The 24,771-nt window shown below is 64.1% G+C and carries 23 protein-coding genes and 1 pseudogene; 6 read left to right on the forward strand and 18 right to left on the reverse strand.

Annotated features, from left to right (window positions below):
* Positions 1-39: 39 nt before the first annotated feature.
* On the reverse strand, positions 40-873 hold the full coding sequence (locus W911_RS17030; protein WP_158412813.1) for a class I SAM-dependent methyltransferase: 834 nt from the start codon (positions 871-873) through the stop codon (positions 40-42).
* Between the two features lie 455 nt (positions 874-1,328).
* Between W911_RS17030 and W911_RS00495 the strand changes: the two genes are divergently transcribed.
* A complete protein-coding gene (locus W911_RS00495) occupies positions 1,329-2,303 on the forward strand; it encodes a KpsF/GutQ family sugar-phosphate isomerase (protein ID WP_023785550.1) in 975 nt (324 codons plus the stop codon).
* A 91-nt stretch (positions 2,304-2,394) separates the two neighbouring features.
* Here W911_RS00495 and W911_RS00500 read toward each other — a convergent pair whose 3' ends face one another.
* Entirely contained in the window at positions 2,395-2,787 is a 393-nt protein-coding gene (locus tag W911_RS00500) for a response regulator (RefSeq protein WP_023785551.1), read from the reverse strand.
* Between the two features lie 316 nt (positions 2,788-3,103).
* Between W911_RS00500 and W911_RS00505 the strand changes: the two genes are divergently transcribed.
* Complete coding sequence (locus tag W911_RS00505; RefSeq protein WP_023785552.1) at positions 3,104-4,138, forward strand: protein-glutamate methylesterase/protein-glutamine glutaminase; 1,035 nt, start codon at positions 3,104-3,106, stop codon at positions 4,136-4,138.
* 30 nt (positions 4,139-4,168) lie between these two features.
* Here the strand turns inward: W911_RS00505 and W911_RS00510 are convergent, their stop codons facing one another.
* The 5 genes from W911_RS00510 to W911_RS00530 all read right to left on the reverse strand — a co-directional run bounded on the left by W911_RS00510 (position 4,169) and on the right by W911_RS00530 (position 7,112).
* Positions 4,169-4,453, reverse strand: a complete 285-nt coding sequence (locus tag W911_RS00510) for a response regulator transcription factor (protein ID WP_144083461.1) — start codon at positions 4,451-4,453, stop codon at positions 4,169-4,171.
* A gap of 116 nt (positions 4,454-4,569) precedes the next feature.
* Positions 4,570-5,025 carry a DUF1178 family protein gene (locus W911_RS00515; protein ID WP_023785554.1) on the reverse strand — a complete coding sequence of 152 codons (456 nt, stop codon included), beginning with the start codon at positions 5,023-5,025 and terminating at the stop codon, positions 4,570-4,572.
* A complete protein-coding gene (locus W911_RS00520; protein ID WP_023785555.1) occupies positions 5,022-5,891 on the reverse strand; it encodes a carbon-nitrogen hydrolase family protein in 870 nt (289 codons plus the stop codon). Before W911_RS00520 ends, W911_RS00515 begins: the two co-directional genes overlap by 4 nt.
* Before the next feature lie 7 nt (positions 5,892-5,898).
* On the reverse strand, positions 5,899-6,162 hold the full coding sequence (gene grxC / locus W911_RS00525; RefSeq protein WP_023785556.1) for a glutaredoxin 3: 264 nt from the start codon (positions 6,160-6,162) through the stop codon (positions 5,899-5,901).
* Between the two features lie 131 nt (positions 6,163-6,293).
* Positions 6,294-7,112, reverse strand: a complete 819-nt coding sequence (locus tag W911_RS00530) for a ComF family protein (protein WP_023785557.1) — start codon at positions 7,110-7,112, stop codon at positions 6,294-6,296.
* A 101-nt stretch (positions 7,113-7,213) separates the two neighbouring features.
* Here W911_RS00530 and W911_RS00535 point away from each other — a divergent pair, with 101 nt between their 5' ends.
* On the forward strand, positions 7,214-8,101 hold the full coding sequence (locus W911_RS00535; protein WP_023785558.1) for a methyltransferase domain-containing protein: 888 nt from the start codon (positions 7,214-7,216) through the stop codon (positions 8,099-8,101).
* A gap of 8 nt (positions 8,102-8,109) precedes the next feature.
* Here the strand turns inward: W911_RS00535 and W911_RS00540 are convergent, their stop codons facing one another.
* Together W911_RS00540 and mutT are read right to left on the reverse strand one after the other, a co-directional pair.
* Positions 8,110-8,625, reverse strand: a complete 516-nt coding sequence (locus W911_RS00540; protein ID WP_023785559.1) for a GNAT family N-acetyltransferase — start codon at positions 8,623-8,625, stop codon at positions 8,110-8,112.
* Between the two features lie 6 nt (positions 8,626-8,631).
* Complete coding sequence (mutT, locus tag W911_RS00545) at positions 8,632-9,039, reverse strand: 8-oxo-dGTP diphosphatase MutT (RefSeq protein WP_023785560.1); 408 nt, start codon at positions 9,037-9,039, stop codon at positions 8,632-8,634.
* 48 nt (positions 9,040-9,087) lie between these two features.
* On the opposite strand from mutT, the gene W911_RS00550 reads away from it, so the two are divergent.
* Positions 9,088-10,101 (forward strand): beta-ketoacyl-ACP synthase III, encoded by a 1,014-nt coding sequence (locus tag W911_RS00550; protein WP_023785561.1) that lies wholly within the window; start codon positions 9,088-9,090, stop codon positions 10,099-10,101.
* 803 nt (positions 10,102-10,904) lie between these two features.
* Here W911_RS00550 and W911_RS00555 read toward each other — a convergent pair.
* Together W911_RS00555 and W911_RS00560 are read right to left on the reverse strand one after the other, a co-directional pair.
* Positions 10,905-14,357, reverse strand: a complete 3,453-nt coding sequence (locus tag W911_RS00555) for a helicase HerA-like domain-containing protein (RefSeq protein ID WP_023785564.1) — start codon at positions 14,355-14,357, stop codon at positions 10,905-10,907.
* A gap of 44 nt (positions 14,358-14,401) precedes the next feature.
* A complete protein-coding gene (locus W911_RS00560) occupies positions 14,402-15,565 on the reverse strand; it encodes a hypothetical protein (protein ID WP_023785565.1) in 1,164 nt (387 codons plus the stop codon).
* Positions 15,566-15,958: 393 nt separating this feature from the next.
* Between W911_RS00560 and W911_RS00565 the strand changes: the two genes are divergently transcribed.
* Positions 15,959-16,621 carry a CAP domain-containing protein gene (locus tag W911_RS00565; protein ID WP_023785566.1) on the forward strand — a complete coding sequence of 221 codons (663 nt, stop codon included), beginning with the start codon at positions 15,959-15,961 and terminating at the stop codon, positions 16,619-16,621.
* A 39-nt stretch (positions 16,622-16,660) separates the two neighbouring features.
* Here the strand turns inward: W911_RS00565 and W911_RS00570 are convergent, their stop codons facing one another.
* The 5 genes from W911_RS00570 to W911_RS00590 form a co-directional block, all read right to left on the reverse strand.
* Positions 16,661-17,749 (reverse strand): esterase-like activity of phytase family protein, encoded by a 1,089-nt coding sequence (locus W911_RS00570; protein ID WP_023785567.1) that lies wholly within the window; start codon positions 17,747-17,749, stop codon positions 16,661-16,663.
* Between the two features lie 23 nt (positions 17,750-17,772).
* On the reverse strand, positions 17,773-19,659 hold the full coding sequence (gene cobT / locus W911_RS00575; protein WP_023785568.1) for a cobaltochelatase subunit CobT: 1,887 nt from the start codon (positions 19,657-19,659) through the stop codon (positions 17,773-17,775).
* A 3-nt stretch (positions 19,660-19,662) separates the two neighbouring features.
* Entirely contained in the window at positions 19,663-19,974 is a 312-nt protein-coding gene (locus tag W911_RS00580) for a hypothetical protein (RefSeq protein ID WP_144083462.1), read from the reverse strand.
* Between the two features lie 25 nt (positions 19,975-19,999).
* Entirely contained in the window at positions 20,000-20,995 is a 996-nt protein-coding gene (gene cobS, locus W911_RS00585) for a cobaltochelatase subunit CobS (RefSeq protein WP_023785570.1), read from the reverse strand.
* Between the two features lie 132 nt (positions 20,996-21,127).
* The gene (locus tag W911_RS00590; protein WP_023785571.1) at positions 21,128-21,763 is read right to left on the reverse strand and encodes a J domain-containing protein; all 636 of its coding nucleotides are present in this window, start codon (positions 21,761-21,763) and stop codon (positions 21,128-21,130) included.
* A 101-nt stretch (positions 21,764-21,864) separates the two neighbouring features.
* On the opposite strand from W911_RS00590, the gene W911_RS00595 reads away from it, so the two are divergent.
* Positions 21,865-22,143, forward strand: a complete 279-nt coding sequence (locus W911_RS00595; RefSeq protein WP_023785572.1) for a BolA family protein — start codon at positions 21,865-21,867, stop codon at positions 22,141-22,143.
* A gap of 90 nt (positions 22,144-22,233) precedes the next feature.
* Here W911_RS00595 and W911_RS00600 read toward each other — a convergent pair whose 3' ends face one another.
* Both W911_RS00600 and aroB read right to left on the reverse strand, forming a co-directional pair.
* Positions 22,234-23,547 (reverse strand): HlyC/CorC family transporter, encoded by a 1,314-nt coding sequence (locus W911_RS00600; RefSeq protein ID WP_023785573.1) that lies wholly within the window; start codon positions 23,545-23,547, stop codon positions 22,234-22,236.
* A gap of 53 nt (positions 23,548-23,600) precedes the next feature.
* Positions 23,601-24,748: pseudogene (aroB, locus tag W911_RS00605) on the reverse strand (3-dehydroquinate synthase).
* Positions 24,749-24,771: the final 23 nt, after the last annotated feature.

A 24,771-nucleotide genomic window follows, 5' to 3' on the forward strand; every position in this document is an offset into this window, starting at 1 on the left:
TGAATGTGGCGGTTCGCGATCTCCCGATCACGGATCGTATCATTTTGTGAGGGTCGCGTAAATTTCCAAACCAACAATCCCAGGATACTTGGTCTTCAACAGTTCGCGGCGGCTCGACCACTTCTGGAATGGCGGCTCAGTATTGATATTTTCGCGCCGATACGAGAAAGAGGAGAACTTTGACGTCATCTTTCGGAGCGAACGGACCGATACGAAATCTGTATGGGGTGCAGCTTGTCCCTTTTCGTTGTGGTCGTAATCCCACTTTTCGGCGTCGCTCAAAGGCTTGACCGGCCCGACATATCCAAACCGCTCCCGGAACCAATAACGTAGCGTTTCGGACCTTGCTTGCTCCCAACGACGGTAAGAGTACGCATAATAGAGCATAACCATAAGCTTCCCGTCCGGACGAAGGAGTCGGTAGCACTCGTCGAGGGCGCGCTGGAGATTTCCAGTGTGATGGAGACATCCAATTGTCACGATCATGTCAAAGCTCTCGTCGGGGAACGGCGCCTTTAATACGCTACCTTGAACTGCTTGCCCCTCCAAACCGGCTTGGCGGATGCGGAAGTTGGCCATTTCAACCGGACCAGAGGCAATGTCTAGTCCGGTATAACGGGCACCGCTCTCCGCAAGTCGCTGGGCGATCGTCCCGTAGCCAAGCCCGACCTCAAGAACGTCTTTTCCCTTCAGCTCTTCGAACGGGATATGCAGGAAGAGGTAGGGATAAAAGGACAGGAACCAGTCATCGAACTTTTTCAGCGAAGCCGGCGAGGCATCTGCAATTCCGAGCACCCGCGCTTGGTTAGACCCGCACAGCTCGTTCCAAAACGCAATATTCTGCTCGTCTAGGTTGGCTGTTTGGGCGGACATCGGCAACCTCGTCTGATGAAGCAACATTCAAATTAGAAGGTGTGGGTCATCCGACCCTCGATCAGCGATATATACTATCCCTCCCTCACGTCGACCTTTTCAAGGGAACGCTCCGTCTGACCTATGGATTCCCTCGGTTGACGTCAGCGTCGATCCCGCTCTTATAGGTGGCAACGTTGACGAATTGAAGCCGGGAATGCAGCCAATTCTGCATGCATGGGCGAACCCTTGATGGAAAAAACTATCCCAGACAGCTATCGCTGCACTTTAATCAAGAAAGAGCCAGACCGAATTCGTTGAACCTCCGACGTGTCCCTGGTTTTCCCGATCAGGGAACGCGCCTTATTCCCTATCGAGCGTTGTAGGCGGGCATAGTCTGCGGCATTGACAGCGAGGAGCGACGGTGGACAGTAGCGCCTCCGCGACCCTTCCCGAACGCGACAAAGGCACTTCAGATGCGTCCAGAACACGTAGCCGAAGCTCTTGAGCGGGCTCGCAATATCGTCGATCAGGAGATCGACGCGCTGAACCTGCTACGCGAAAGCTTCAACGACGACATGATCAAGGCCGTGGCGCTGATCCAGGGCTGTGCGGGCCGGCTCGTCGTGACGGGCGTCGGCAAATCCGGTCACATCGGCACCAAGCTCGCAGCCACGTTCGCATCCACCGGGACTCCGTCGTTCTTCCTGCACGCGGCAGAGGCCTCGCACGGCGACCTCGGCATGATCACGGGGCAGGACGTGGTTCTGGCAATTTCGAACTCCGGCATGACCAAGGAGCTGTTTCCGGTCGCCGAGTTCTGTGCAGCGAATGGCGCCAAGCTCATCTGCATGACGTCCAACGAGAACAGCCGGCTCGCCAAGCAGGCGGACATCTGCCTCAGGCTGCCGAAGGTCAAAGAGGTCTGCCCCAATAACCTCGCACCGACATCGTCCGCCATCATCACGCTTGCAGCGGGACATGTCCTTGCCGTGCTGCTGATGGAGCAGCGCTCGTTCCTGGATGCGGACTTCGGAAAGCTGCACCCTGGCGGGCGCCTCGGACTTCTGCTCTCTTCGGTGCGCCGTTACACCGACGAATTCAAGGACGCGGTGCCGATCGTTCATCCCAACGAGTTGATGGGACATGTCGTCATTCGCCTCGCTGAGGGTCAACGCGGCTGTGTCGTGGTGACGGAACCCGAGACCAACCGCCTCGTGGGCCTCATTACAGAAGGCGATCTCAGGCGCGCGTTCTCGCCCGACATGTTTTCCAAGACGGCGCAGGCCATCATGACAACGCGCCCGCTCACCGTCAGCGTCGACGATCTCATGAGCACCGCCGTCTCGCTCATGAAGGAGCGGCGGATCGCCAACATCGTCGTGGTGGACGACGAGACGGTTGTCGACGTGCTGCACACAAAGGATCTGATGCAGCGCGGCTATATGTGAGCTGTCCGTATCTCGGCTTGCGATCCGATGAAACGAAGAACCCCGGGCCTTTCGACCCGGGGTTTCTCAATTTCCGAATGCGTCGGCCGGATCAGGCCGCGACGGGCGCAGCCAACGCCGCGTCGATCTTCTCTTTGAGGACTTTCTCATTGAACGGCTTGATGATGTAGCCGCTCACGCCCGCGCTCTTGGCGGCGTTGATGTTGTCCTGCTTGGATTCCGCGGTGACCAGAATGAACGGTGTCTTGCTCATGGCGGGGTCGGCCCGCACAGCCTTGAGAAGCTCGTAGCCGGTCATCGGCTCCATGTTCCAGTCCGAAATGATGAGGCCGTATTCCTTGGCCTTGATCTTTTGAAGCGCAGCCTCGCCGCTGGCGGCATCGTCCACGTTCTCGAAGCCGATCTGCTTCAGAAGCTTCTTAATGATCCGAACCATGGTGCTGTAATCGTCGACGACGAGTACAGGCATGTCATTCGCGCTCATAACCCTATCCCCTTAAACCCATACCGTGTGCACGCACCACACATCGTGCGAGCGTTAAGGGCCCGCCAGTCGCTCTGTCGATGCCCTCGAAGTATGGGGCGAGATTGCTTGCGATAGTCTTAACAGGGCCTTTCGGCGCGAATGTTTCGCTTCGGCCGAGCGGCTTGTGACCTCGGCGCGCACCGGGTGCGTGCGTAACCGAATGGAAACTTCTCGCTGTTAACGATGTATCTCAAAGATCAAGAACGGCGCCGTAACAGGCGCGCCCGAGCCCTGGCGGACAGGCTCGTGCTTTTCCGGCGAGGAGTCACATCCAATGTCCCCCCCGCTCATCCGTGTGCTCGTCGTCGACGACTCGCCCTTCATGAGAAGCGTGCTGCCACCGAAAATCGAGGCCGATCCGCGCTTCAAGGTTGTCGGCACCGCCATCGATGGCCGCGATGCGATCGAGAAGACGCTCGCGCTCTCTCCCGATGTCGTTACGCTCGACATCGACATGCCGGTGATGAACGGCATCGATGCGCTCAAGGAAATCGTGAGCCGGAGCAGCGCTTCCGTCATCATGCTTTCCGCGCGTACGGAACAGGGCGCCTCCATCACGCTCGAAGCGCTCGACCTTGGGGCGATCGATTTCATCCCCAAATCTCGCGGTCTCGAACGTATTCACGAGAAGCTTTCGGCTGCCGTCGAGGCGCGTAAGCATCGCATCCGGACACCTGCCACCGGAGCGAAGCCGGCAGCGGCGGTCCGCACACCGCTTCCGCCACGGACGGCGTGCGGCGGACGCGTCAGCGCAAAGATCTGCATCGTCGGCTCCAGCACCGGCGGACCGCAGGCGCTGCAGAGCGTCATTTCGCAGCTTCCCGAAGCGCTCCCCGTGCCCATCGTCGTGGCACAGCATATGCCGCCGAATTTCACGAAGGCTCTTGCCCAGCGCCTCAACGACACCTGCAAGCCGAAGGTGGTCGAGGCCGAAGACGGTATGACGTTGACAAAGGGCACAATCTACATCGCGCCCGGCGGAATGCAGACGCGCGTGACGGGCTCCGAGATCAAGGTGCGGCCGGACCAGGGCGAAAGTCTCTACAAACCTTCGGTGGACGTGCTGGCGGAAAGCGCGCGATCCGCGTTCGGGAAGAACGTGCTCGGCGTCATGCTGACGGGAATGGGGGCCGACGGCGCAGCCGAGTTCGCCAAGTTGCACAAGCTCGGCGCCTACAACATCTCGCAGGATCAAGCCAGCTGCGTGGTTTACGGAATGCCCCGCTCGCTTGTGGAGGCGGGCGGCTCCGACGAGGTGCTGCCGCTCGATCAGATCGGCGGGCGTATCCGCTCGGCGCTTGGCTGTTGACGCTTCGCGCCTCTATGCGCGGGGAGGGCGTCAGTGCGGCGCGTCCGCCGCGACCTTCTCGTCGAAATCCTTGAGTTCCGCTTCGCCGGTCAGCAGCGCGAGTATGAGTGCGTGGCTCTTGTTGGACGCGCCCAGCTTGCGCTTGATGTTCTCGATATGGACGCGGACCGTGTTCGGGCTGATGTCGAGTGCAAGAGCAACCTCCTTTTCGGAGTGCCCGTGACCTGTGAGGATGAGGCAGTCACGCTCGCGCCGCGTGAGCATCTCGCGGCGCTTCGGCGGCGCTTTTCGAGTTGTCGTCTCAAGTACCGTCACCTGCCGCGCCCCCTTGCATCTGCCAGCGCCGGCAGAAGCAAACTGCCCGACACACGAGGGCTAAGGCTGCAGCCTTTCGCGAAACTTTCGCAAATCGCGCGTGTGATCGGGAAGCCTCAGTTCAAGTCTTCCGGCAGGCGCGGGACGGGCAAAAATGGGATGCCATCCTCCGCAAGCTCGCGCGCTTCATCGGAGGAGGCTTCGCCGTAAATGCCACGCGGCGGGCTTTCCTCGAAGTGGATACGCCGCGCCTCCTCCGCGAACTTGCCGCCGACGTATTCCGCTTTGGAATGAATCTCGTCGCGGAGTTCGCGCAGTCGCCGGTGAAGGGCGTGAAGCGGCGCGTTGGCGGGATCATCGCTCTGGTGCGCGGTGCTCGTGTTCGGAGATGCCGCAACGTCCGCGCCACGGCGTGCAACGGCCGGCGCCATGATCGCCTTGTCGATGCTGTGGCTGCCGCAGTGAGGGCAAGCAATCTGCGCGGCAGCGACTTGCGCCTCATACGCGGCGCCGTTCCGAAACCAACCCTCGAACTCGTGGCCGTCGCGGCACTGCAGGGTGAACTTGATCATGACGCGGACTCCGCGGCAACGTTGCCGGCATGGATGACGTCGAATGTCCTGTCATGCCGCAACGACGGCACGCGGGACCGAACATCCGCGATCCGGCTCAAATCTATGTCCGCAAATATGACCGAGGGGTGAACGCCGCCCTCGGCGAGAACCTCGCCCCACGGCGCAACGATGAGGCTGTGGCCGAAGGTTTCGCGACCGTGCTCATGCAACCCGCCTTGAGCGGCCGCCATCACGAAACACTGCGCCTCGATGGCGCGCGCGCGCAGCAGCGTTACCCAGTGCGCTTCGCCGGTGAGGCGCGTGAAGGCTGCCGGGACGGCAAGCATCACCGCGCCCGCGTGGGCGAGAGTCCTATAGAGGTTTGGGAAGCGCAGATCGTAGCAGATGGAGAGACCAAGCCCGCCCCAGGGCAGACCGGCGACAACGGCTTGGCTGCCCGGCTCATAGTTCGCGCTTTCGCGGTACTTCTCGCCGTTGGGCAGATCGACGTCGAACATATGAATTTTATCGTAGCGCGCCGTAACGTCTCCCGCTGGCGAGATGACGTAGGCGCGATTGGCGAGCTTTTCTTCGCTCACCTTCACGACAAGCGAGCCCAGATGCAGCCAGATCGACAGCTCGCGAGCGAGGTCCGAGAACCGCTGAAGCGCGGCGTTCGCGTGCTCGGGCTCGGCGGCGGCGAAGAGGCGCGCGCGGTCGAGCTCCATCAGGTTCGTGGTCTCGGGCGTCTGCACGTAATCGGCGCCGCCGCTTACCGCCTCGCGAATGAGCGCAGTTGCATCGCTTATGTTGTGGGCGACGTCTCGGCCCGCGCACATCTGCACGAGACCGGCACGAAACGAATTCGAGGGACCGCGCGACATGGGGCGCCTACGCGCTCGCGCTCAAGAGAGGATCGAGCTTGCCGCTGCGATCGAGGCACATCAGGTCGTCGCAGCCACCGACGTGGCGGTCTCCAATCCAGATCTGAGGGACGGTGTTGCGGCCTCCGGCTTTGTCGCGCATCTCAGCGCGCAGCTCCGCCCTACCCGTCACGTCTATTTCCTCGAACGTCACGCTCTTTTCGCGCAACAGCTCCTTTGCCATGTGGCAGTAGGGGCAAAGTGACGTCGTGTAGATGGTGACTTTCGCCATGTCTTCGCTAATTCCTCGACGTCCCGACCGGATCTCCGTGCTTCAGGTTAGCCGCTCGCACGCGTTCCGCAAAGCGACGCTCTGCCCCATAACACACCGATTTGGAGCATTTTTCCAGCTTAGGCGGCCCCTCAGGAGGGAACGGTCGCATGATCGGTCACGAGCGCCAACGCCAAGACGTCAACCCGCGCGGCGCCCGCCCGCAGAAGCGTCCGCGCACATGCGCCGACCGTCGAGCCCGTCGTGATGACATCGTCGACCAGCAGGATGTTGGCGCCCGCGACACGAGCCGCGTAGCGGCGAGGGACCGCGAAAGCCCCGGAAACGTTGCGGCGGCGGGCGGCGCGCGACAGTCCCACCTGGCTCGCCGTGGCTCTCGTGCGAGCAAGCGCCATGGGCTCGTAGCGGAGCCCGGTCAAGCGGGCGATCTCCTGGCTCAGCGTCGCGGCCTGATTGAAACGACGCAGCAAAAGCCGCCGGCGCGCCAGCGGAACCGGCACGATCAGATCGGCATCCTCGATCACTTCCCCGCCCGCTTCCACCAGCCAGCGGCCGAGCAAACGCCGGACGTCATGGCGGTCGTGAAACTTGAGCCCGTGGATCAGGGCGCGCATCCCGCCCGTATAGGCGGCGACGGCGCGGGCGCGGCCGTAAGGCGGAGGATCGGCTGCCGCGGCGGCCGAGATCATCGGACCATCGGCGCCGAACGGCGTGATGTCGAATGGCATGGGCAGGCCCAGGCGGTCGCAGACGGGCGGGCGGATAAAATCCACCTCGCGCCAGCAAGCGGCGCAGAGCGCATCGTGCCCGCCGATCGGCGTGCGGCAGACGAGGCAGACCGGCGGCATGACGATGTCCGAAAGGCGGGCGAGCGCGCGGCGGAAGAGGCCCGCTTGAGGCTGCAACGCGCCTCTCAGATCCGCGTCTTCGTCCAGGCCGTGCTCGGACATGAGCGCACACTCCCCAGACCGGCGCCTCGTCGCGCGGTCCGCATCTGCTATAGATGTGATACCACGGCCCGCGCACCGCACCGAAGGACTTCCCGTTTCCCATGTCCGCCGCCCCGCCCCTTTTCGACATCGCGCTTCTGACGTCGCGACGCGAACGTGCCGTTGCGTCCGCCAGCGCTCACGATTTCCTGCTCAAACGGGTCGCGGAGGATCTCGCCGAGAGACTTGCCATCGTGCAGCGCCGTTTCCCCGTCGCGGTCGATCTCGGCGCGCATCATGGCGTGCTCGGGCGCGAGATCGGACGCCTCCCTTCCGTCGAAATCCTGATTTCCGCCGATCCTTCGGCTGGCCTGCTCAGCGCGGCACCGGGACATCACGTGGTCGCCCGGCTCGACATGCTGCCGTTCGGGGATGCGTCGCTCGATCTCGTCGTCTCGGGGCTCGCGTTGCAGTTCGTCGACGATCTTCCCGGAACGCTCGTGCAGATCCGCCGTGCGCTCAAACCCGACGGCCTTCTGCTCGCGGCCCTGCTCGGAGGCCGCACGTTGACAGAGCTGCGCGAAGCGTGGCTCGCGGCCGAAGCGGAACTGCTGGGCGGAGCCTCGCCGCGCGTTGCACCGTTTGCGGACGTTCGGGACCTGGGCGGGCTGCTTCAGCGCGCGGGCTTTGCGCTGCCGGTCGCCGATTCCGACATCGTGACCGTCACCTACGAAACGCCGCTTGCGCTGATGCGCGATCTCAAGGGAATGGGCGCGTCGAACATGCTCGTCGAGCGGCGGCGAACGCCGGTGACGCGCGGCCTCATGCTGCGCGCGTCCGAAATCTATACCGAGCGGTTCGGGATCGAAGGCGGGCGCGTGCCCGCCACGTTCGAGATCCTGACGCTAACCGCGTGGGCCCCGCACGAAAGCCAGCAGCAGCCTCTGAAGCCCGGCTCCGCCAAGGCACGGCTTGCGGATGCGCTCGGCGTGCGCGAGCGGAAGCTTTAACGTTGCTATCAGGAAGGCAGCGTCCGCACCATGAAGCGCGCGTCGGCGTCGTAAGTGAGGAGCTTCGCCGCGAGCGCGAGTTCGGATACGACCTCGAAGCCAAAACGGCTCCAGAACGGCACCGAGCTGTTGACCGCAACCAATGACGCGTTCGCGTATCCACTGTCGCGCGCGTGCGCGAGAATTGCATCCGCCATCGCACTGCCCGCGCCCGAGCCTCGTGTTTCTGGCAACAGGGCCAGATCGTGGATGTAGTAGGTGGTCGCGCGCTCAGGAATGGCCTGCAATCGCATGTTGAGCGACGGCGGCTCGGCATAACGCCACGGATGCGTGAGCGCATAGCCCGCCGGCTTGCCGTCCAACTCCAATAGCGCGCAACCTGCCGGGTAGAGCCGAAGCCGCTCCGCAATTACGGCGTCCTCTTCGGGGTAATTGACGTGCACGACGTCGGCGATGGCGACGATGGCGGCAAGGTCCGCTTCCGCCGCGGGACGCCAGAGACCACGTTCGAGTTCGACCCGCATGCCCTTCTATCCGAGGAGATCGCGCAGCCAGGGAACGAGCGGCGCGTCGGCGGGCGGCATCGGATAATCCGCGAGGCGCTTGGCGCGCACCCAGGCGATTTCCTGGCCCTCACGCGGGATCACGTCGCCTTCCCAGTTCCGGCACAGGAAGAGCGGCATCAAAAGATGGAACTCACGATAAGCATGGCTCGCGAAGGTAAACGGCGCGAGGCACGTGTCGCAGACTTCGATGCCCAGTTCCTCGTCGAGTTCGCGGATCAACGCCTCTTCCGGCGTCTCTCCGGGGTCCACCTTGCCGCCAGGAAACTCCCAGAGACCGGCGAGTTGCTTGCCCTCGGGGCGTTTGGACAGCAACACGCGATTGTCGGTATCGACCAGCGCGGCGGCGGCCACCAGGAGGATGGGCTTCGTCATCGGATGTTTTGGACCTTGTGCGGTGGGGCCGCCCTCTATAGAGGGGGCATGAATACTGGAGACCCGAATATTCGGGACATCGGATCGGCTCTGCTTGCGCTCGGACACTATGCGCCCGAACGGCGTGTGACAAACGCGGAAATCGAGGCGCGGCTCGGCCTAGAAGCCGGCTGGACGGAGAGACGCACGGGAATTCGCGAGCGCCGTTTCGCGCGTGCGGACGAGGCGGTGTCTGATCTCGCCGTCAACGCGGGCGAGATGGCGTTGACGCGCGCGGGGGACGCGTTCGATCGCGCATCTATCGGGCTCGTCGTGCTCGCGACCTCGACGCCGGATCATGTGTTGCCTCCAACGGCGCCGCTCGTTGCCCACCGTCTCGGCGCTGCGGGCGCGGGCGCCATCGACATGGCGGGCGCGTGCGGCGGCTTTCTCTATGCGCTGACGTTTGCGGACAGCTTCGTGCGGCAGACCGGGCAGCCGGCGCTGGTGATTGCCGCGAACATCCTCTCGCGCCGTCTCAATCTCGACGACCCGGTCAGCGCGGTGCTGTTCGGCGACGGCGCGGGCGCGGCGCTGCTCGTTCCCTCCGAGCGCGCGGCAGCGGGCGTGCGGGGCGTTCATCTTGCCTCCGATGGCGCGGCCTACGATCTCATTCAAGTGCCTGCGGGCGGAAGCCGAAGGCCGTTCGCGGATGGACTTCCGGCGGACGCGATGCTCATGCACGTGCGGGACGGGCGCGCGGTGTTCACGCGCGCGGTGCGGATGATGACGGATGCGGCGCAGAAGGCGCTTGCCCGCGCGGACCTCTCTATTGGCGACATCGACTATTTCGTGCCTCACCAGGCCAACGCGCGCATCATCGGCGCGGTGCAGCGCCAGCTCGGCGTCGCGGACGACAAGATGCTGTCGACCGTCGCGCTCTATGCGAACAGCTCCGCGGCGACGATCCCGCTGACGCTCTCCATCGCGAGCGAGGGGCGTGCATTCAACCCTGGGGAGCGGCTTCTCTTCTGCGCGGCTGGCGCGGGGCTGACCGGCGGCGCGGTGGTGTTCGAGGTCTAGACCATGATCGCTTCGGACCCTATCAGTCCGAAGCGTGAATCGTCGGTCTCATCAAAGAGATATAGCGTTTTCTGATCCGATTCCATCGGATCGGAAAACGCTCTAGCGAAAAACCGGGGGGATGGGGTGCGCATCGTCGCGCACGCCTTTATCGCGCGTAGGGCGACCAAAGGCTCATGCAAAAGAGGCGGCCGGAACGCCGCAAGCCAACACGAAACGACGTTCTACGGTCACCAGAACGGGCCGCCGACGTCACATCGTATTGAGCAGCACGAACAGGCCAACACCGACAGCCGGGCCAAGCAGCGTGGCCACCACGAGCATCAAAAACGATTTACCAAGCATAACACGACAAACCCCGCACTTATACGCAAACTCCGCGAAGCCGCCCACCTTCGCAGATCCTCCGTTTGTCTCGCGGAGACCCCTCACCCACGAAACATGAGGATAATACAATAAAAAATATATTCTCTCAGCTGCTATTCCCAATTTCGCCACATTATCATCTCGCGAAAGCGAGTTGATCTCGTTGCGCCGCAGCAGGGTTTCCTGAACGCCGAATTTTTCCTATTTCTTTCAAATCATTCGATCCCCCGACGGATGAATTTTAAGCTTACCCGCCCTGTGGATATCTCGCATTCCGCGAGGCCTACGACCGCAGGAGACGAGCGGTTTGTTGCCATCCGGCCACAGACCTTTCGTCGAAGACGAGAGGATTCCGGGGATAACGCGCTCCGGCGTCCGCGCACGATTTTAGGCCGAGCGGAGGTGTCGTTATCGCGAGGCCGTGGCAGGCGCGCCCACTACAGGCGGCGGGCGAGCGAACGCAGGCCATCGAACAGACGAAGCTGGCGCTCGTCCTGCCCCTTGGTCTCGTTCGCCAACTGCTCGATGCGGTCGAAGGGCACCTGCTCCGCCTCGATCAGCGAGCGCGTCGCCTTCATGGAGCGGACATGGGCTTCCTGCACGAGGTGGAATTCGCCCACCGTCTGGCCCGGGAGCACGGCAGCCGGATCGAGACCGCTCTCGGACTGGAACGCCGCCTTGAGCTTCCTGAGCGCCGTGTCCTCGCGCACGCGGCCGATGAACCAACTCGTGATCTGATCGCGGGACTTGTAGTCGAGGTCGCCCGGCGACTGCGTAGCCAGCATGATGCCAAGGCCTGCCGAGCGGGCGCGCTTCAGGAGGCTCTGCAGCGGCTCTGCGGTTGCAGGCTTCGCGTTTGCGGGGATGTAGAGATCGGCTTCGTCGAACATGACGACCGCCTGCAGCTCGTCGTTCGGGTTGCGTTGACAGAAGCGCAGCGCTTCGGAGAGGAACTGCGAGACCCAGAACAGGATGTTCTCGTTGTCGCCCAGGAAGCCCGTGTAGATGATCGAGAGACGCGTGCGGCCGTCGCGGGCGTGCGGGCCGAGCCCGAGCAACCGCTCCATCTGCAGGCTTTCGCCGCCGCCTTCGAACAGCGCCGAGTTGCGGTGGCGCAGGCTGTCGAGCTGGGCCACGAGGTCGCGCCGAATCCGGCCCGAGGGGTCCATACGCTGCGTGAGATCGGTCAGCTCCGGATCCTCGTCCTCCAGGAGGTCGATGAGGTCGCCGAGCGTCACCTCGCGGCTGTGACGCGAGCCGAGAATGCGCAGCGCCACCGACAGCGTGCCCGACTGCTTCTGATGCGTCGCCGAGTTCTTCAGATGCAGCATGTCGCCGAGCGCGGCCGCGGAAAGGTTCGCCAGCAGTTGCTGCTCGTGCTCGGGCAATTCGTTAATGCCGTTCGGCAGCAGCGTGATCGAGATCGGGCGGCCGGACGAGCGACCCGGCGTATAGACGGCAACGTCGATCGCATCCGCGAGGCGTTCGCGTTCGCCGCGCCGCTCGGTGTACTCGTCCTCGTTCGCGCGCCAGACATCCGGATTGGCGTAGCTGCAGAGATCGCCCTTGCGGTCGATGAGGATCGCCGGAATGCCTTGCAGCAAAAGCTGCTCGATGATGCAAAGCGCGAGCGTCGTCTTACCGGAGCCTGAGCCGCCGAGCACCGCGCTGTGGCGCTTCAAGACGTTCTTGTTGAGGCTGATCGGCTTGTTCAGCACGCCGACCTCACGGCCCGCGACGATGCTCGATCCGCTGGTGCCGCTTTCGTCGAGGATAACGGAGAGCGGCAGTTCGTCGTCGTTGGCGGGCCGCTGATCCGTTGCGTTCGCGCCAAGCGACCAGGGCGGCGGCAGCGCAGACTGAGAGTGATCCGGCAGCGTCTGATCCGGGGCGCCCGGCGCGAGTTCGCCCTGAGCCGGCGCGATATCGACGGGAGGCGAGAATGGCGCGGGCGCGTCGGCGACGGCTGCGGCTTCCGGCTCCGCGCGGGACGCGGCGCGCGGCAGGGCTCGCCCCAGCAGATCGAGCCGCAGCACGCTGATGATCGAAATGATGTTCGAAAGGAGCTTGGCGTCCTCGAACCATGTCTGGAAGCCGGGATCGTTCCTGTAATGCGCGTGGAACTCGCGCACCATCATCATGCGCTCCCACTCGGGAATCGGGATCGTGAACAGGCGGCCGCCACCTTCGCGGAATTTGCGGAACGCCTGCGCCGTCTGGTTCTTCTTGTTCGACGGATAGTCGCTCGCGCGCAGCATCACGCAGTTTTTGCCGGCCGTCATCGGCAGCACCTTGTCGAGCTGACGCTTTAAACCGCCGCCCTGGGTGGGGCGGTTGCAGAGAAACACGCGCAGATCGCTCATGTGACCCGACTTGTGGCTCACGCGCACGTCGAACGCGGGGACCTCGTCGGACACTTCGAGGCGGCCGACACTGAGCTTGATCGCGCTGCCCCATTCGTCGCGGGCGAGCGAAAGCGCCGACGTGAAGACGTCGAGCAACTCGTTCTCATCGGACGGGATCTCTGCTTCCGACGCATTCTGAAAACGCTGCCATGCGTCGCGATAATCGACGGACGGCGTGAGCGGCCCCGCCGTGTCGGCGCTGTCCGGACTGCCGAAGATGCCGCCGAGCGCGGAGGCGAGCGTCGACGTCCAGGAGCCCATGTCGGGCGCTTCGTCGTCGTCGGCCTCGGCGGGCGCCGTCTTGTCGCGAAGGCGGCTCTGCGCATGTTCGAGCAGGCGGCGCGTCGAGAGACCGCCGAACTCCTCGAAGAAATCGGGGCCGAAATACTGCGCGGGATCGGGGAAGGCGAGCCCGCCCGCTTCCTCAGCGATGTACTCCAGGCGTTTTGCAATGATCAGACGCGCTTCATCTTGCGTGCGGGATTCGAGAAGCGGCACTGGGCCGGCCTTCTCGATGCGGTCGATGTAGGATTGCGCGAGCACGCCGCGCACCTGCCCGTAGAAATCCTCCAGACAGGAAATGATGATGATGGCGTTCGGCAGCCGGTTCGCGATCTGAATCAGGTCGCGCGCAGCACGCTGGAAACGCTCCTCCGCGTCGTCGAAGAAACGCAGATCCTCGACCTGATCGATGGAGAACACGAGAGAGGCGCGTTCCACCGTCCACATCAACGTGCCGAGAGCGGAGATGATTTCGAACGCGCGATCTTCGCCCGTGTTCGGATCGAGAGCAGCGACGGCCTGATGCGCGAGCGGCGTCAACTGGCGGCCGAACAGATATTGGCGCACGCGCTGATCGATGCGCGGATCGTGGCGCTCCAGATACAACATCGCGCGGACGATGTTGATGTCGAGCTCAAGCTCGCGGAACTTCGGGCTCGCGACGACCTCGTCGGCCAAGCGCAGCACGAGAGACGCCAATTGCTCGTCGGAAAGAGAACCGTCGCGAAGGTCGGCAAGATGCGCCTTCGACAATACTTCGGAATCGCCCACGAGACGCTCCGTGAGACGGGCGAGGCCGCTCTCGCCATCGGCCGGACCGTCGGGATCGTAGGCCTTCTCAAGCGAGTGCACGAGACGGCGCAAGTAGTAGTCGGCATAGTTGGAGACGTCGGGCGTCATCTGCGCATAGCCGAAATAGGCGCGGCCCTCGCGATGCGCCGCCGTGCGCAGCGCGCGCAGAAGGTGCGTCTTGCCCGCGCCGGACTGGCCGTGGAACAGCAGAATGCGCGACGGCCCGGCCGCGCCCGGCCGGCCGTTCGTAATTTCAGCGAGCAGGTCGGAGAACTTGCGGCGCGCTTTTGCATGCACCGCCGGCACATCGACGGGGTCGGCCCGCCAGATGTCATCCTCCCAGGTGATGGAGTGCTCAAAGGCTTGGGACAGCTTGTCCGCGGAACCGGCCTCGACAACGTCCTGCTGCATCAATCAACGGTCTCCAACGCAAGTGGTCTCCGTGAACGGGCGATCTATTCCTCGACCCGCACGAAGTGCCACACGGTGTTTTTGTAAGGGACGGCCGAACGCTCGATGTTGTCCGCGTTCCGCTTGTCCTTGAGATCGGCGTTCGCCAGCACCAGCGCTCCCGCACGGTGCGCTTCAGCCAGCATGCATTTGAATTCGATCTCGGAGAGGGCCCACGCCGGTTCGCTTGCGCGAATCGCCTCCCATACGTGGGAAATATACGCCTTGCGGCTGCCGGACCAGCCCTCCGCGCGAGAGGCCGCAGCCTTCTTCACGGCGAAGGCAAACTGAGGAAGATCCGGCCGCAGCGCCTTGGGCGGATCGACGGCGACAGGTGCCGAATCGTTGGCCGCGGTTGGCGGTGCTGCGTCCGGCGCGGGCACGCGCAGCGGCATCTGCGGCGGCGCATCGGGTGTCGGGATGATGTCCGATCCGGCGTCCAAAGCCCGGGCCCCGAGGCCGCGCAGCACACCTACGCGCAATGCAGCAAGCGTCGAATCCTTTGCGCCCGCGCGTTCAGCCGCGAGCTCCGCAATCAGCTTGGCATCGGTCGCGAACGCGCGCGGGTTCTGCGAGAGCTGGCCTGCCAGCAAACGGCCAGCCTTCGCGGAGAGCGCCGACCCCTTGCCGATACCCGCCTTGATGCGGTTTCCGAACGCCCGTTCCAGCGCCACGACCGCGAGTTGCGCCCTGAGCTTCGTCGGCGCGGCGTTTTTCTTCACCGACAGCCCGAAGGCCTTCTGCACGATGAGCGTACGCAGGCCTTCGACCCGCGCCAGCGGCTTCACGCGCGCCGAGGTTTCCTTTTCGAGGCCGAGGCCCTTGGCGATGAGGCCGATATCGCGCAGTTCCGCCCAGGGCTTGGGATCGACGGTCTTTTGCCCGAGGTAATGGGCTGCGGCGCGCGCGCCGTCGCCGGTCGCCGCAAGGCGTCGCTTCTCCTCGACCGCAAGTCCGTTCGCGAGGAGATGGCCGATTTCACGCTCGGCGAGGCGGCGCCAATCGGCCGGCGACAGCTTATGAGTAAAAAGCGGTGCGAGATCGGCCGCCACCTCAGCGCGCGTCGCGCCGCCGGCCGCGGAAATGCGGACAAGGACCAGGTGTCCGGTCGCCGACGCACCCGTGCGCCGCGGCCCGGCAAGGGTGGCACCGCTGCCAAGCGCCGACATTTCGCACGCCTCCTTCCCTGCACCTCGATTGTTGAGAGCCGTACGCGCGAATCACCGGCCTGATTCCGGACAGTCTGGGAGAGACGGCCTTGCGTTCCAAGGGATTCGCTCCCGGCTTCTGTGCTTTTTTGCAAGGTTGTAGCCGCGATGCCGCTCTTGCGAACGCAACTTGCCCGCCGATCCGGCTTTTGCCGCCTCCTCGCCCAAATGGCGTCACCTTCATTGGCAAAATACCGAGAGGGCATCGGGGGATGGACGGAGGCGAAAGCCAGTCCGTTGATGGCGCAACTCTTAATCTTTCCGGCAACCCGGCCTTAGTGTTAACGGCGAGTTAACCGCTTATTGCGATGGTCGCTCTCTGTCACCGCGCGTCCATTTGCGGGAGTTAAGGAAATGTTGCGCGTCGTCCTGCTTGCCGTTGCCGCCGCTTCGCTGGGCCTCGGGGCCTGCAGCATGAACACCGCTGGGCTCTCGTCCGGCTTCGCCCAATCCGACACGGCTTCGTCGACGTCCACCGGCTCTCTCGGCGGCAGCCCCAGCACGCGCTCCTCGCTGACCGGAAGCGGCACGCAGGTGGCCGCCCTCAATCCCGACATGGCGCCCACGGGCTCCTACGAGAAAGCCCCGCGCGGCGCGCTTGCCGACCGGAACTATTCCGCAACCGCGCTCAATCCCGAGCGGGCGCGCGACCTCGTCAACCAGTACCGCGCCGAGAAGGGCTTGAAGCCGCTCCGCCTCAACGCCGCACTGACCGAAGCCGCCAAGGCGCACAGCCGCGACCTCGCCAAATGGGACCGCATCTCGCATTACGGCTCCGACGGCTCCAACCCGTGGGATCGCGTCAAGCGGACAGGCTACAAGCCGAAGCTCGCGGCCGAGAACGTCGGCACGGGGCAGGTCTCCTTCGACGAAGTGCTCGTCGGCTGGAAAGAGAGCGAAGGGCACAACAAGAACCTTCTCATCGGGGATGCCCGCGAGATGGGCCTGGCGCTGGTGCAGGACCCCAAGACCGAATTCAAGTCGTTCTGGACGCTCGTGATCGGCGCGCCGATGTAAGCGCGCGCGGTTCGCGCAACCTCACCCCCTGCGCGATCTTCAGTTCTTCTCCGCTTCCGACAGCGCACTTTCCGCGTCAGCCGTCTCCCGCTCTTTCAGCGTGAACTGGAGCAGCACCGTGCGTTGCAGGAAACGGTTGAAGTTGTCGTCGGAGATCATCGTGATCACCGTTTCCCCGGACGAGCCCCGGCTCACCGCCAGCCCTTCGAGGTTGTCGATCTCATGGCTGAGGTCGGCTTCGAGCAACAGTTCGCCGGTGACGGCCGCGCCAGGGCGGATGCTGCCCGCCGCGATATGGCGCAACCTGATGCGCAAGCCTTCGAGCCATCGGAACCGGCGTTCGAGCAGGAGTACGCTTCCGTCCTCCAGGCTCGCCGCATCGGTGATGCTGAAATCACCGATGCCCTCCATGGTGAAGCCCTTGGGCACACCCTTGATCCAGATCCAACCGCGCTGAACCTTGTCGCCGCGCAGAGGGTTCTCCGTGAAGGCGACGAGCGCGCCTTTTCTCGGTCCGCCCTTGAGGACGGTCAGCGCTTCGATGCCGTCGAGGCGCATCCGCCGCTTTTCATCCGGCATTTGAATATAGGCGCGCGGGGGGCCAAAGCCTTTTTCGCTAACGTCGAAAATTCCGATGCGGTCGTTCTGCTCGAAAGCAATGTAGGCGGTGCCTTTTGAAATCGTGCCGCTTGCAAGCGCGAGCGCTTCGGCATCGCGATCGCGCATCCGGCGCAGCGGCTTGCCGTCGAGCGCGAGCAAGGGGCCGATGCGCGTTTCGCGCAATGCCTTGGGGCGTTCCTGCTCGTCGTAGGCGAGTGCGCCGGTCATCCAAAGGCCTGCATCGGAAATCGCGACGAAGCGCTTTCCCTCCGCATCGAGCCGCAGCCCCGACCAGCCGCCGAAATACTCCGAAAACGACGTAAGAACGAGACCGCCGCGCCATGCGAGCCTGCCCTTCAGGATCGCGTCCGTCTCGCCGCGCGCAAAGTTCGCGATGGGTGTGGCGCGCACCTCGATGTCGTGCGGCGTGAGCTTGGACGTATCTTTCTTGAGGAAAGCCGTCGCGGGCCCCGCCCCGATGACGACGAGCAGGCCGACAGCAACCGCAGCGACCCAGGATGTGCGCACGAGGCTTGGTCCTTTCGCTCCGCTTAAAGCATGCGTCGGCGCTTTACACCCGTCGGAGCGGCGGGCGCCTTCGGCGTTTCCTCGAACAGCTCGACGAGCTTATCGGTCATTGCACCGGCCAGCTCGGTCGGATCGGAAATCGTTACGGCGCGCTGATAATAGCGCGTCACGTCGTGGCCGATGCCGATGGCGATCAGCTCGACCGGCGAGCGGTTCTCGATCTCGTCGATGACCTTGCGCAGATGCTGCTCCAGATAGCTCCCGGAGTTGACGGACAGCGTCGAATCGTCGACCGGCGCACCGTCCGAAATCATCATCAGAATGCGGCGTTGCTCGGGCCGCGCCATGAGGCGGGCGTGCGCCCAGGTCAGCGCCTCGCCGTCGATGTTCTCCTTCAGCAGGCCTTCGCGCATCATAAGCGCAAGCGCACGGCGTGCACGGCGCCAGGGGGCGTCGGCCGTCTTGTAAATGATGTGGCGCAGGTCGTTGAGCCGGCCGGGCGTTGCGGGCTTGCCGGCCGCGAGCCAATCCTCGCGCGATTGGCCGCCCTTCCAGGCGCGCGTCGTGAAGCCCAGGATCTCGACCTTGACGCCGCACCGCTCCAGCGTGCGCGCGAGAATGTCCGCGCAGCAGGCCGCCACCATGATCGGGCGGCCGCGCATGGAGCCGGAGTTATCGAGCAGCAGCGTCACCACCGTATCGCGGAAATCGGTATCGCGCTCGCGCTTGAACGAGAGCGGCTGCATGGGATCGGTGACGATGCGCGACAGGCGCGCGGCATCGAGCGTGCCTTCCTCAAGATCGAAATCCCAGGCGCGGTTCTGTTGCGCCAAGAGGCGCCGCTGCAAACGGTTGGCGAGGCGCGCAACGGTGCTTGCCAGCGCTTTCAGCTCCTTGTCGAGGAACGTACGCAGACGATCCAGCTCTTCGGGTGTGGAGATCGTCTCGGCGGCGACCTCTTCGTCGTGCGCGCGGGTGAAGACCTTGTAGCCAAAGGATTCGGGATCATCGAGAACGGACTGGTTGGGCCGCCAGGGCTCGGCCGATTCCAGCGCGTCGGGCTCGTCGGTTTCGGAATCGAGCTCGTTGCTTTCCGGCCGCTCGGCATCTTCCATGTCGTCGCCGGCGTCGCCCTCGGTCTCCTGCTGCTCGCGCTGTTCCTCGCCGCCCTCGCCGCCGTCATCCTCTTCGCTCTCGGATTCCGCTTCTCCGCCCTGCGGCTCGGCCTCGGCTGCCTCCTCGCTCTCGTCGCTCTCGGCATCCGAGATGTCGTCCGCCAATTCGAGCGCTTTCAGGAGATCGCGAACCAAGCGGCCGAAGCCCTCCTGATCCTCGGCCAAACCCTTCATGCGGCTGAACACGTCGTCCGCGCGCGGCTCGATATGCGGACGCCAAAGATCGACTAACGCGCGCGCGCCTTCAGGCGGGGTGCGTCCCGTCAGGCGTTCGCGCACGAGCAGCGACAGCGCGAGGCCGATGGGCGCGTCGTTGCGATCGGTGATGTGATCGAAGCGGCCGTCGGCATATTCGTCGGCGCATTTAGCGTCGAGGTTCTCGGCCATGCCGTGCATGCGGTTCGCGCCCACGGCTTCCACGCGCGCGCGCTCCATGGCCTCGAATACATCGCGCGCGGCACCAGCCGACGGCGCGATACGGCGGTGAACGGCTTTGTCGTGACACGCGGCCGTCAGTGCGAGGCTGTCGGCCCATCCGCGCAGCACCGCAATCTCTTCCGCGCTTGGGAGCCGTGACGGCTCCGCCAGGCGCATGACATGGCCTTCGAGAGCGGGCTGGGACGACCCGTAGACGACTTCCATCTCGCGGTCGGCGGCGATGGCGCGGACGGTGAGGCCCAGAGCCCTCTTCAAAGGTTCGGACGGCGCTTCCCGGCGTTTGGAATTCTGCGACATGCGCTATTTGCCATGATGGCGCCGCATATAGCGCCGCCATTCCTTGTCTTCGAGATGTTCGAGCGCTTCGAGATTACCGCGCCGGACCTTGAGCACAGCAAGCGACACGCCGATAAGCGCGCCCAACACCGTGCCCACGCCAACCTGCACCGTCTCGGAAAGCTCAGGGACGAGCGCGCCCACGATCAAGGCGAACACAACGGAGCCGAACAACGCACCGATCACCGTCATGATCACCGCGAACGCCACCGCACCGCGAAAGCCGGTGTATCCGGCCGCGGCGAGAGCGTCGCGGTCCTCGCGGAACTCGTCCATGACGCCTGCGCTCGTGTGCTCCATATCAGGCGAGTGCGACGTTGGCCGCGCTCTCGGGCAGTTCCTCGCCGAACGCACGCTGATAGAACTCGGCGACCAGCGGCCGCTCCAACTCGTCGCACTTGTTGAGGAACGTCAGCCGGAAGGCGAAGCCGACATCTCCGAAGATCTCGGCGTTCTCTGCCCACGTCATCACCGTGCGCGGGCTCATCACCGTCGACAGATCGCCGTTGATGAACGCCTGACGCGTCAGATCGGCCACGCGCACCATGCTGGAAACGGCCTTGCGCTTGGCTTCCGTCTTGTTCCAGCTCTTGACCTTCGAGAGCACGATCCGCGCCTCGTCGTCGTGGGGCAGGTAGTTCAGCGTCGCGACGATGGACCAGCGGTCCATCTGACCCTGGTTGATCTGCTGCGTGCCGTGATAAAGGCCGGATGTGTCACCGAGACCGATGGTGTTTGTCGTTGCGAAGAGACGGAACGCCTTGTGCGGGCGGATCACCTTCGACTGATCGAGCAGCGTCAGCTTGCCCGAGACTTCGAGCACGCGCTGGATCACGAACATCACGTCGGGCCGGCCGGCGTCGTACTCGTCGAACACGAGCGCGGTGTTGGTCTGCAACGCGTAGGGCAGGATGCCTTCGCGGAACTCCGTCACCTGCTTGCCGTCTTTCAGGACGATCGCGTCCTTGCCGACGAGATCGATGCGCGACACGTGGCTATCGAGGTTGACGCGAATGCACGGCCAGTTGAGGCGGGCCGCGACCTGCTCGATGTGAGTCGACTTGCCGGTGCCGTGGTAGCCCTGCACCATCACGCGGCGGTTGTATTTAAAGCCCGCGAGGATGGCGAGCGTGACCTCGCGGTTGAACTGGTAATCCGGATCGAGATCGGGCACATGCTCGTTCGCCTTGGAATAGGCCGGCACCTCGATATCAGAATCGATCCCGAAAACCTGGCGAACCGAAAGCTGCATATCGGGCAGCCCGTTGCTCGTAGTCGACGTCGTTTCAGCGCGCATGAGACCTTTTATCCGGAAAAACTGGCGGCCGGGTTCAGATCCCAGGGCCGGACTTCGTGGCAATCGCTGCCCTCGCGAGGGGCGGCGATGATCGGGGGAGGGTGACGCCAGGGACCACGCTCGTAACGCGGCTCAGACAAGGCCCGCCTTCTTCAGATAGTTATAGGCTTGGATTATCTCGCGCAACGTGTCCTCGGATCGCGCGTCGCCGCCGTTGAGATCGGGATGGTGGCGCTTAACCAACTCCTTGAACCGGGCTTTGATTTCTTCCTTGGTGGCGGTGCCCGGCAAATGCAGGGCGTCGAGGGATTTCTTCTCCAGCGGCTTCAACTGGCGGCGATTCTCCACCGGCTCCGCGCGGGATTGACGCGCGCGCTCGGCGAACAGCCCATGCGGATCGTGCTCGCGAAAGCCGCCGACCCCGCCGGGCGCGGCGCCCGACACGCGGTCGTTCGTGCCATGAGCCCAGGAGTTGGCGCCCACCTTCCACGTCGGGCGGTGGCCGGTCATCGCATCCTTCTGGAAATCCGTGACCTCGTTGTCGCTCATGCCGTCGAAATAGTTGTAGGAGGCATTATATGCGCGCACATGGTCCACGCAGAACGCGAAATACTCGCCGTCGCGGCCCCGTCCCTTGGGCGCGCGATGGGGCGCCGGGCGTCCGCACCCCTTCCACTCGCAGGGCGGATGCTTCTGCCGCGATTTCTCGTCGGTGGCGCGCTTGGACGCGACCCTGATCGAATCGAAGTATTTCGAATTGAGCTTCATGGTGTGGATTATGGTCTGGCGGTCACGGGCAGACAAGACGAACCCTCGGGCAGTACGCCGCAGGGCGATTGCGAGCCCAAAATTTTCACGGAGGTTACTTCATGTCGGCTGAGGCACGGTTGCGCGAAAAGCTCATGGTGGCGCTCGAACCCACGCGGCTCGACGTCGTCAACGAGAGCGAGTTGCACGCAGGCCACCGATCCTCTCCGGGTACCGGCGAGAGCCATTTTCGCATTCTCATCGTCTCCCCCAAGTTCGCGGGCGTGTCGCGCGTGGGCCGCCATCGCATGGTGAACGACGCCGTTGCCGACGAAATCGCAGGCGGGCGCATTCATGCGCTCGCGCTGTCGACGTACGCGCCCGGCGAAAGTGTCGGCTAAAAACGCGCGGCGGATCGTTCGCGTCAGACAGTCGCTCGCGATTATGGCGCGGTGACGCCCGCACTGCCGCAATACTCTTAAACCCGGACCTTAAATATTCGTTCGCACCGCCGGGCGCGCAGCAGCACGCGAAAGCGTTTGCCGTCCGCCCTCCGCGAGCCGCTGGATGCGCACGGCCGTGATCTTGTTGCGGGCGCGGCGCAGGATCTCCATCCGGTAGCCGTGGAACGTGAACACCTGGCCTGGCTCTGGAATCAACTGCGCCTCGTGCACGACGAGGCCGGCGATGGTTGTCGCCTCGTCGTCGGGCAGATCCCAATCCATGTGACGGTTCAAGTCGCGGATCGGCACGGTGCCGTCCACATTGACGGTGCCGTCGGCCTGCGGACGAATGTGGACCTCTGTCGCGTCGTGCTCGTCCGTGATCTGGCCCACGATCTCTTCGAGGATGTCCTCAAGCGTCACCAATCCCTGCACATCGCCATACTCGTCGACCACGAGCGCCATCTGCGCCTTTTTCTTCAGGAACTGATTGAGCTGGTCCTTCAGCGAGGTCGTGTCCGGCACGAACCAGGGCGTCGCGGCGATGCCCGTAATATCGATCTTTTCGACGTCCCAGCCGACCTGCGCCAATGCGCCGAGCAGATCCTTTGTGTTCAGCACGCCGACGATGTTTTCCGGCTCGTCCTTCCAGATGGGGACGCGCGTATATTGAGAATGCAGCACCTCGGCGATGATGTCGCGCGGCGCATCCGCCACGTCGAAGGTCTGCATCTTGGTGCGGTGGACCATGATGTCGGAAACTTCGAGCTCGCCGAGGTCCAGCACGCCGCCCAGCATGTGTGCGTCCGTGCGTGCGACGGCACCTTCCAGGGTCTGGAGTTCGATGGCGCCGCGGATCTCGCGGTGGGCCGCGAGAATGTTGGCCTCGTCGTCCAGCCTGTTCGGCGTAAGCTTCAGCGCCTGGCGCACGAGAAACGCAATCGCATTCGTGACCGGACCGAGCGCGGCAACCGTCACGCGCATGAACGGCGCAACCAGCCGGGCCGTGCGCTCGGGATAGGCCAGTGCGTAGGTCTTGGGCAGAACGTCCGTGAAGATCACGATCGCCAACGTCATCGCGACGGCTGCGTAGAAAATGCCCGCCGGACCATACAGCCGAACGAACAGCGCCGTCATTAGAGCGGCAGCCAAAATCCTCACCAGTGTGTTGGCGAAGAGAACCGTACCGACGATACGCTCCGGCTTTTCGAGCAGCCTGTCGACGGCGCGCGCACGTTCGCCGTTCTCGGAATCGAGGGCGTGCAGACGCGCGCGGCACGCGCCGGTGAATACGGCTTCCGATGCCGACAGAAGTGCCGATAGGAGCAACAGGAACAGGACGGCCGCAAAGATCAGCATCATCTCAACCGGCTGGCTTCAGCTTCAGTGGGAATGTCTCGATGCGCTCGCCGCCCTCACCCCGCAATCTCGCGGGCCAGGAAGTCGCGCACCTTTTCGGGCGGCACATCGTGCGCGATGAACGCGTCACCGATGCTGCGCGCGAGAATGAACGTCAGTGTGCCATCGCGCACCTTCTTGTCCTGACCCATCAGCGCCACGAGGTTGTCCGCGTCGGCCTTGCCGCCCGGGATGTCCGAGAGCTTCGTCGGGAGGCCCGCCGCCGCGAGATGACGGGAAACGCGCTCGGCCGTGCCTGCCGGGCAATGACCCAGGCTCTCCGAGAAGCGGAACGCGAGGCACATGCCGATGGAAACGCCCTCTCCGTGCAGCAGGCGGTCCGAGTAACCCGTCCAGGCTTCGAGAGCATGACCGAAGGTGTGGCCGAGGTTGAGAAGCGCGCGGTCGCCGGTCTCGTGCTCGTCGCGCGCGACGATGGCGGCCTTGGCCTTGACGCTCGTCTCGATGGCCGTGACCAGCGTCTCCTGCTCGTAGGCGAAGAGATCCTCGTAGGCCGCTTCCAACCACGTGAAGAAACCCGCGTCGCCGAGAAGGCCGTACTTTGCGATCTCGGCGTAGCCCGCGCGCATTTCGCGCGGCGGCAACGTTTTCAGAACATCCGTGTCGGCGATCACGAGCGAGGGCTGGTGGAAGATGCCGATCAGGTTCTTGCCCTGGGGCGTGTTGATGCCCGTCTTGCCGCCCACGGAGCTGTCCACCTGCGCGAGGAGCGACGTCGGGATCTGCACGAAGCGCACGCCGCGGCGCAGGATGCCGGCGGCGAAGCCCGCGAGATCACCAATCACACCCCGCCGAAGGCCACGACGAGGTCGCCGCGCTCAAGTCCCATTTCGAGCAGTTGCTCGGAGAGCGGGCCCAGCGCCCGGAAGCTCTTCGTCGGCTCGCCGGGCGGAAGCACGATGGAGCCCTTGTGACGGCCCTCGGCCTTCAGGCTCGCTTCCAGCGTCGCGAGGTGGTGGCGCGCCACGTTTTCGTCCGTCACGATCCCGCATTTGCCTTTGCCGAGGCGCCCCGCAATCAGGCGGCCCGCTTCCGACAAAAGATCGGGCCCGATCAGCACGTCATAGGACCGTCCGCCGAGCGGCACGGAGACCGTGCGGGCGGCGCGGGTCGTTGCGGCCATGGAATGGGCAAGGGTCGGCATCGGGCGGCGTCTCGTTTCGTGCG

The organism is Hyphomicrobium nitrativorans NL23 (assembly GCF_000503895.1).
In the GTDB taxonomy this organism is placed as follows: Bacteria; Pseudomonadota; Alphaproteobacteria; order Rhizobiales; family Hyphomicrobiaceae; genus Hyphomicrobium_C; species Hyphomicrobium_C nitrativorans.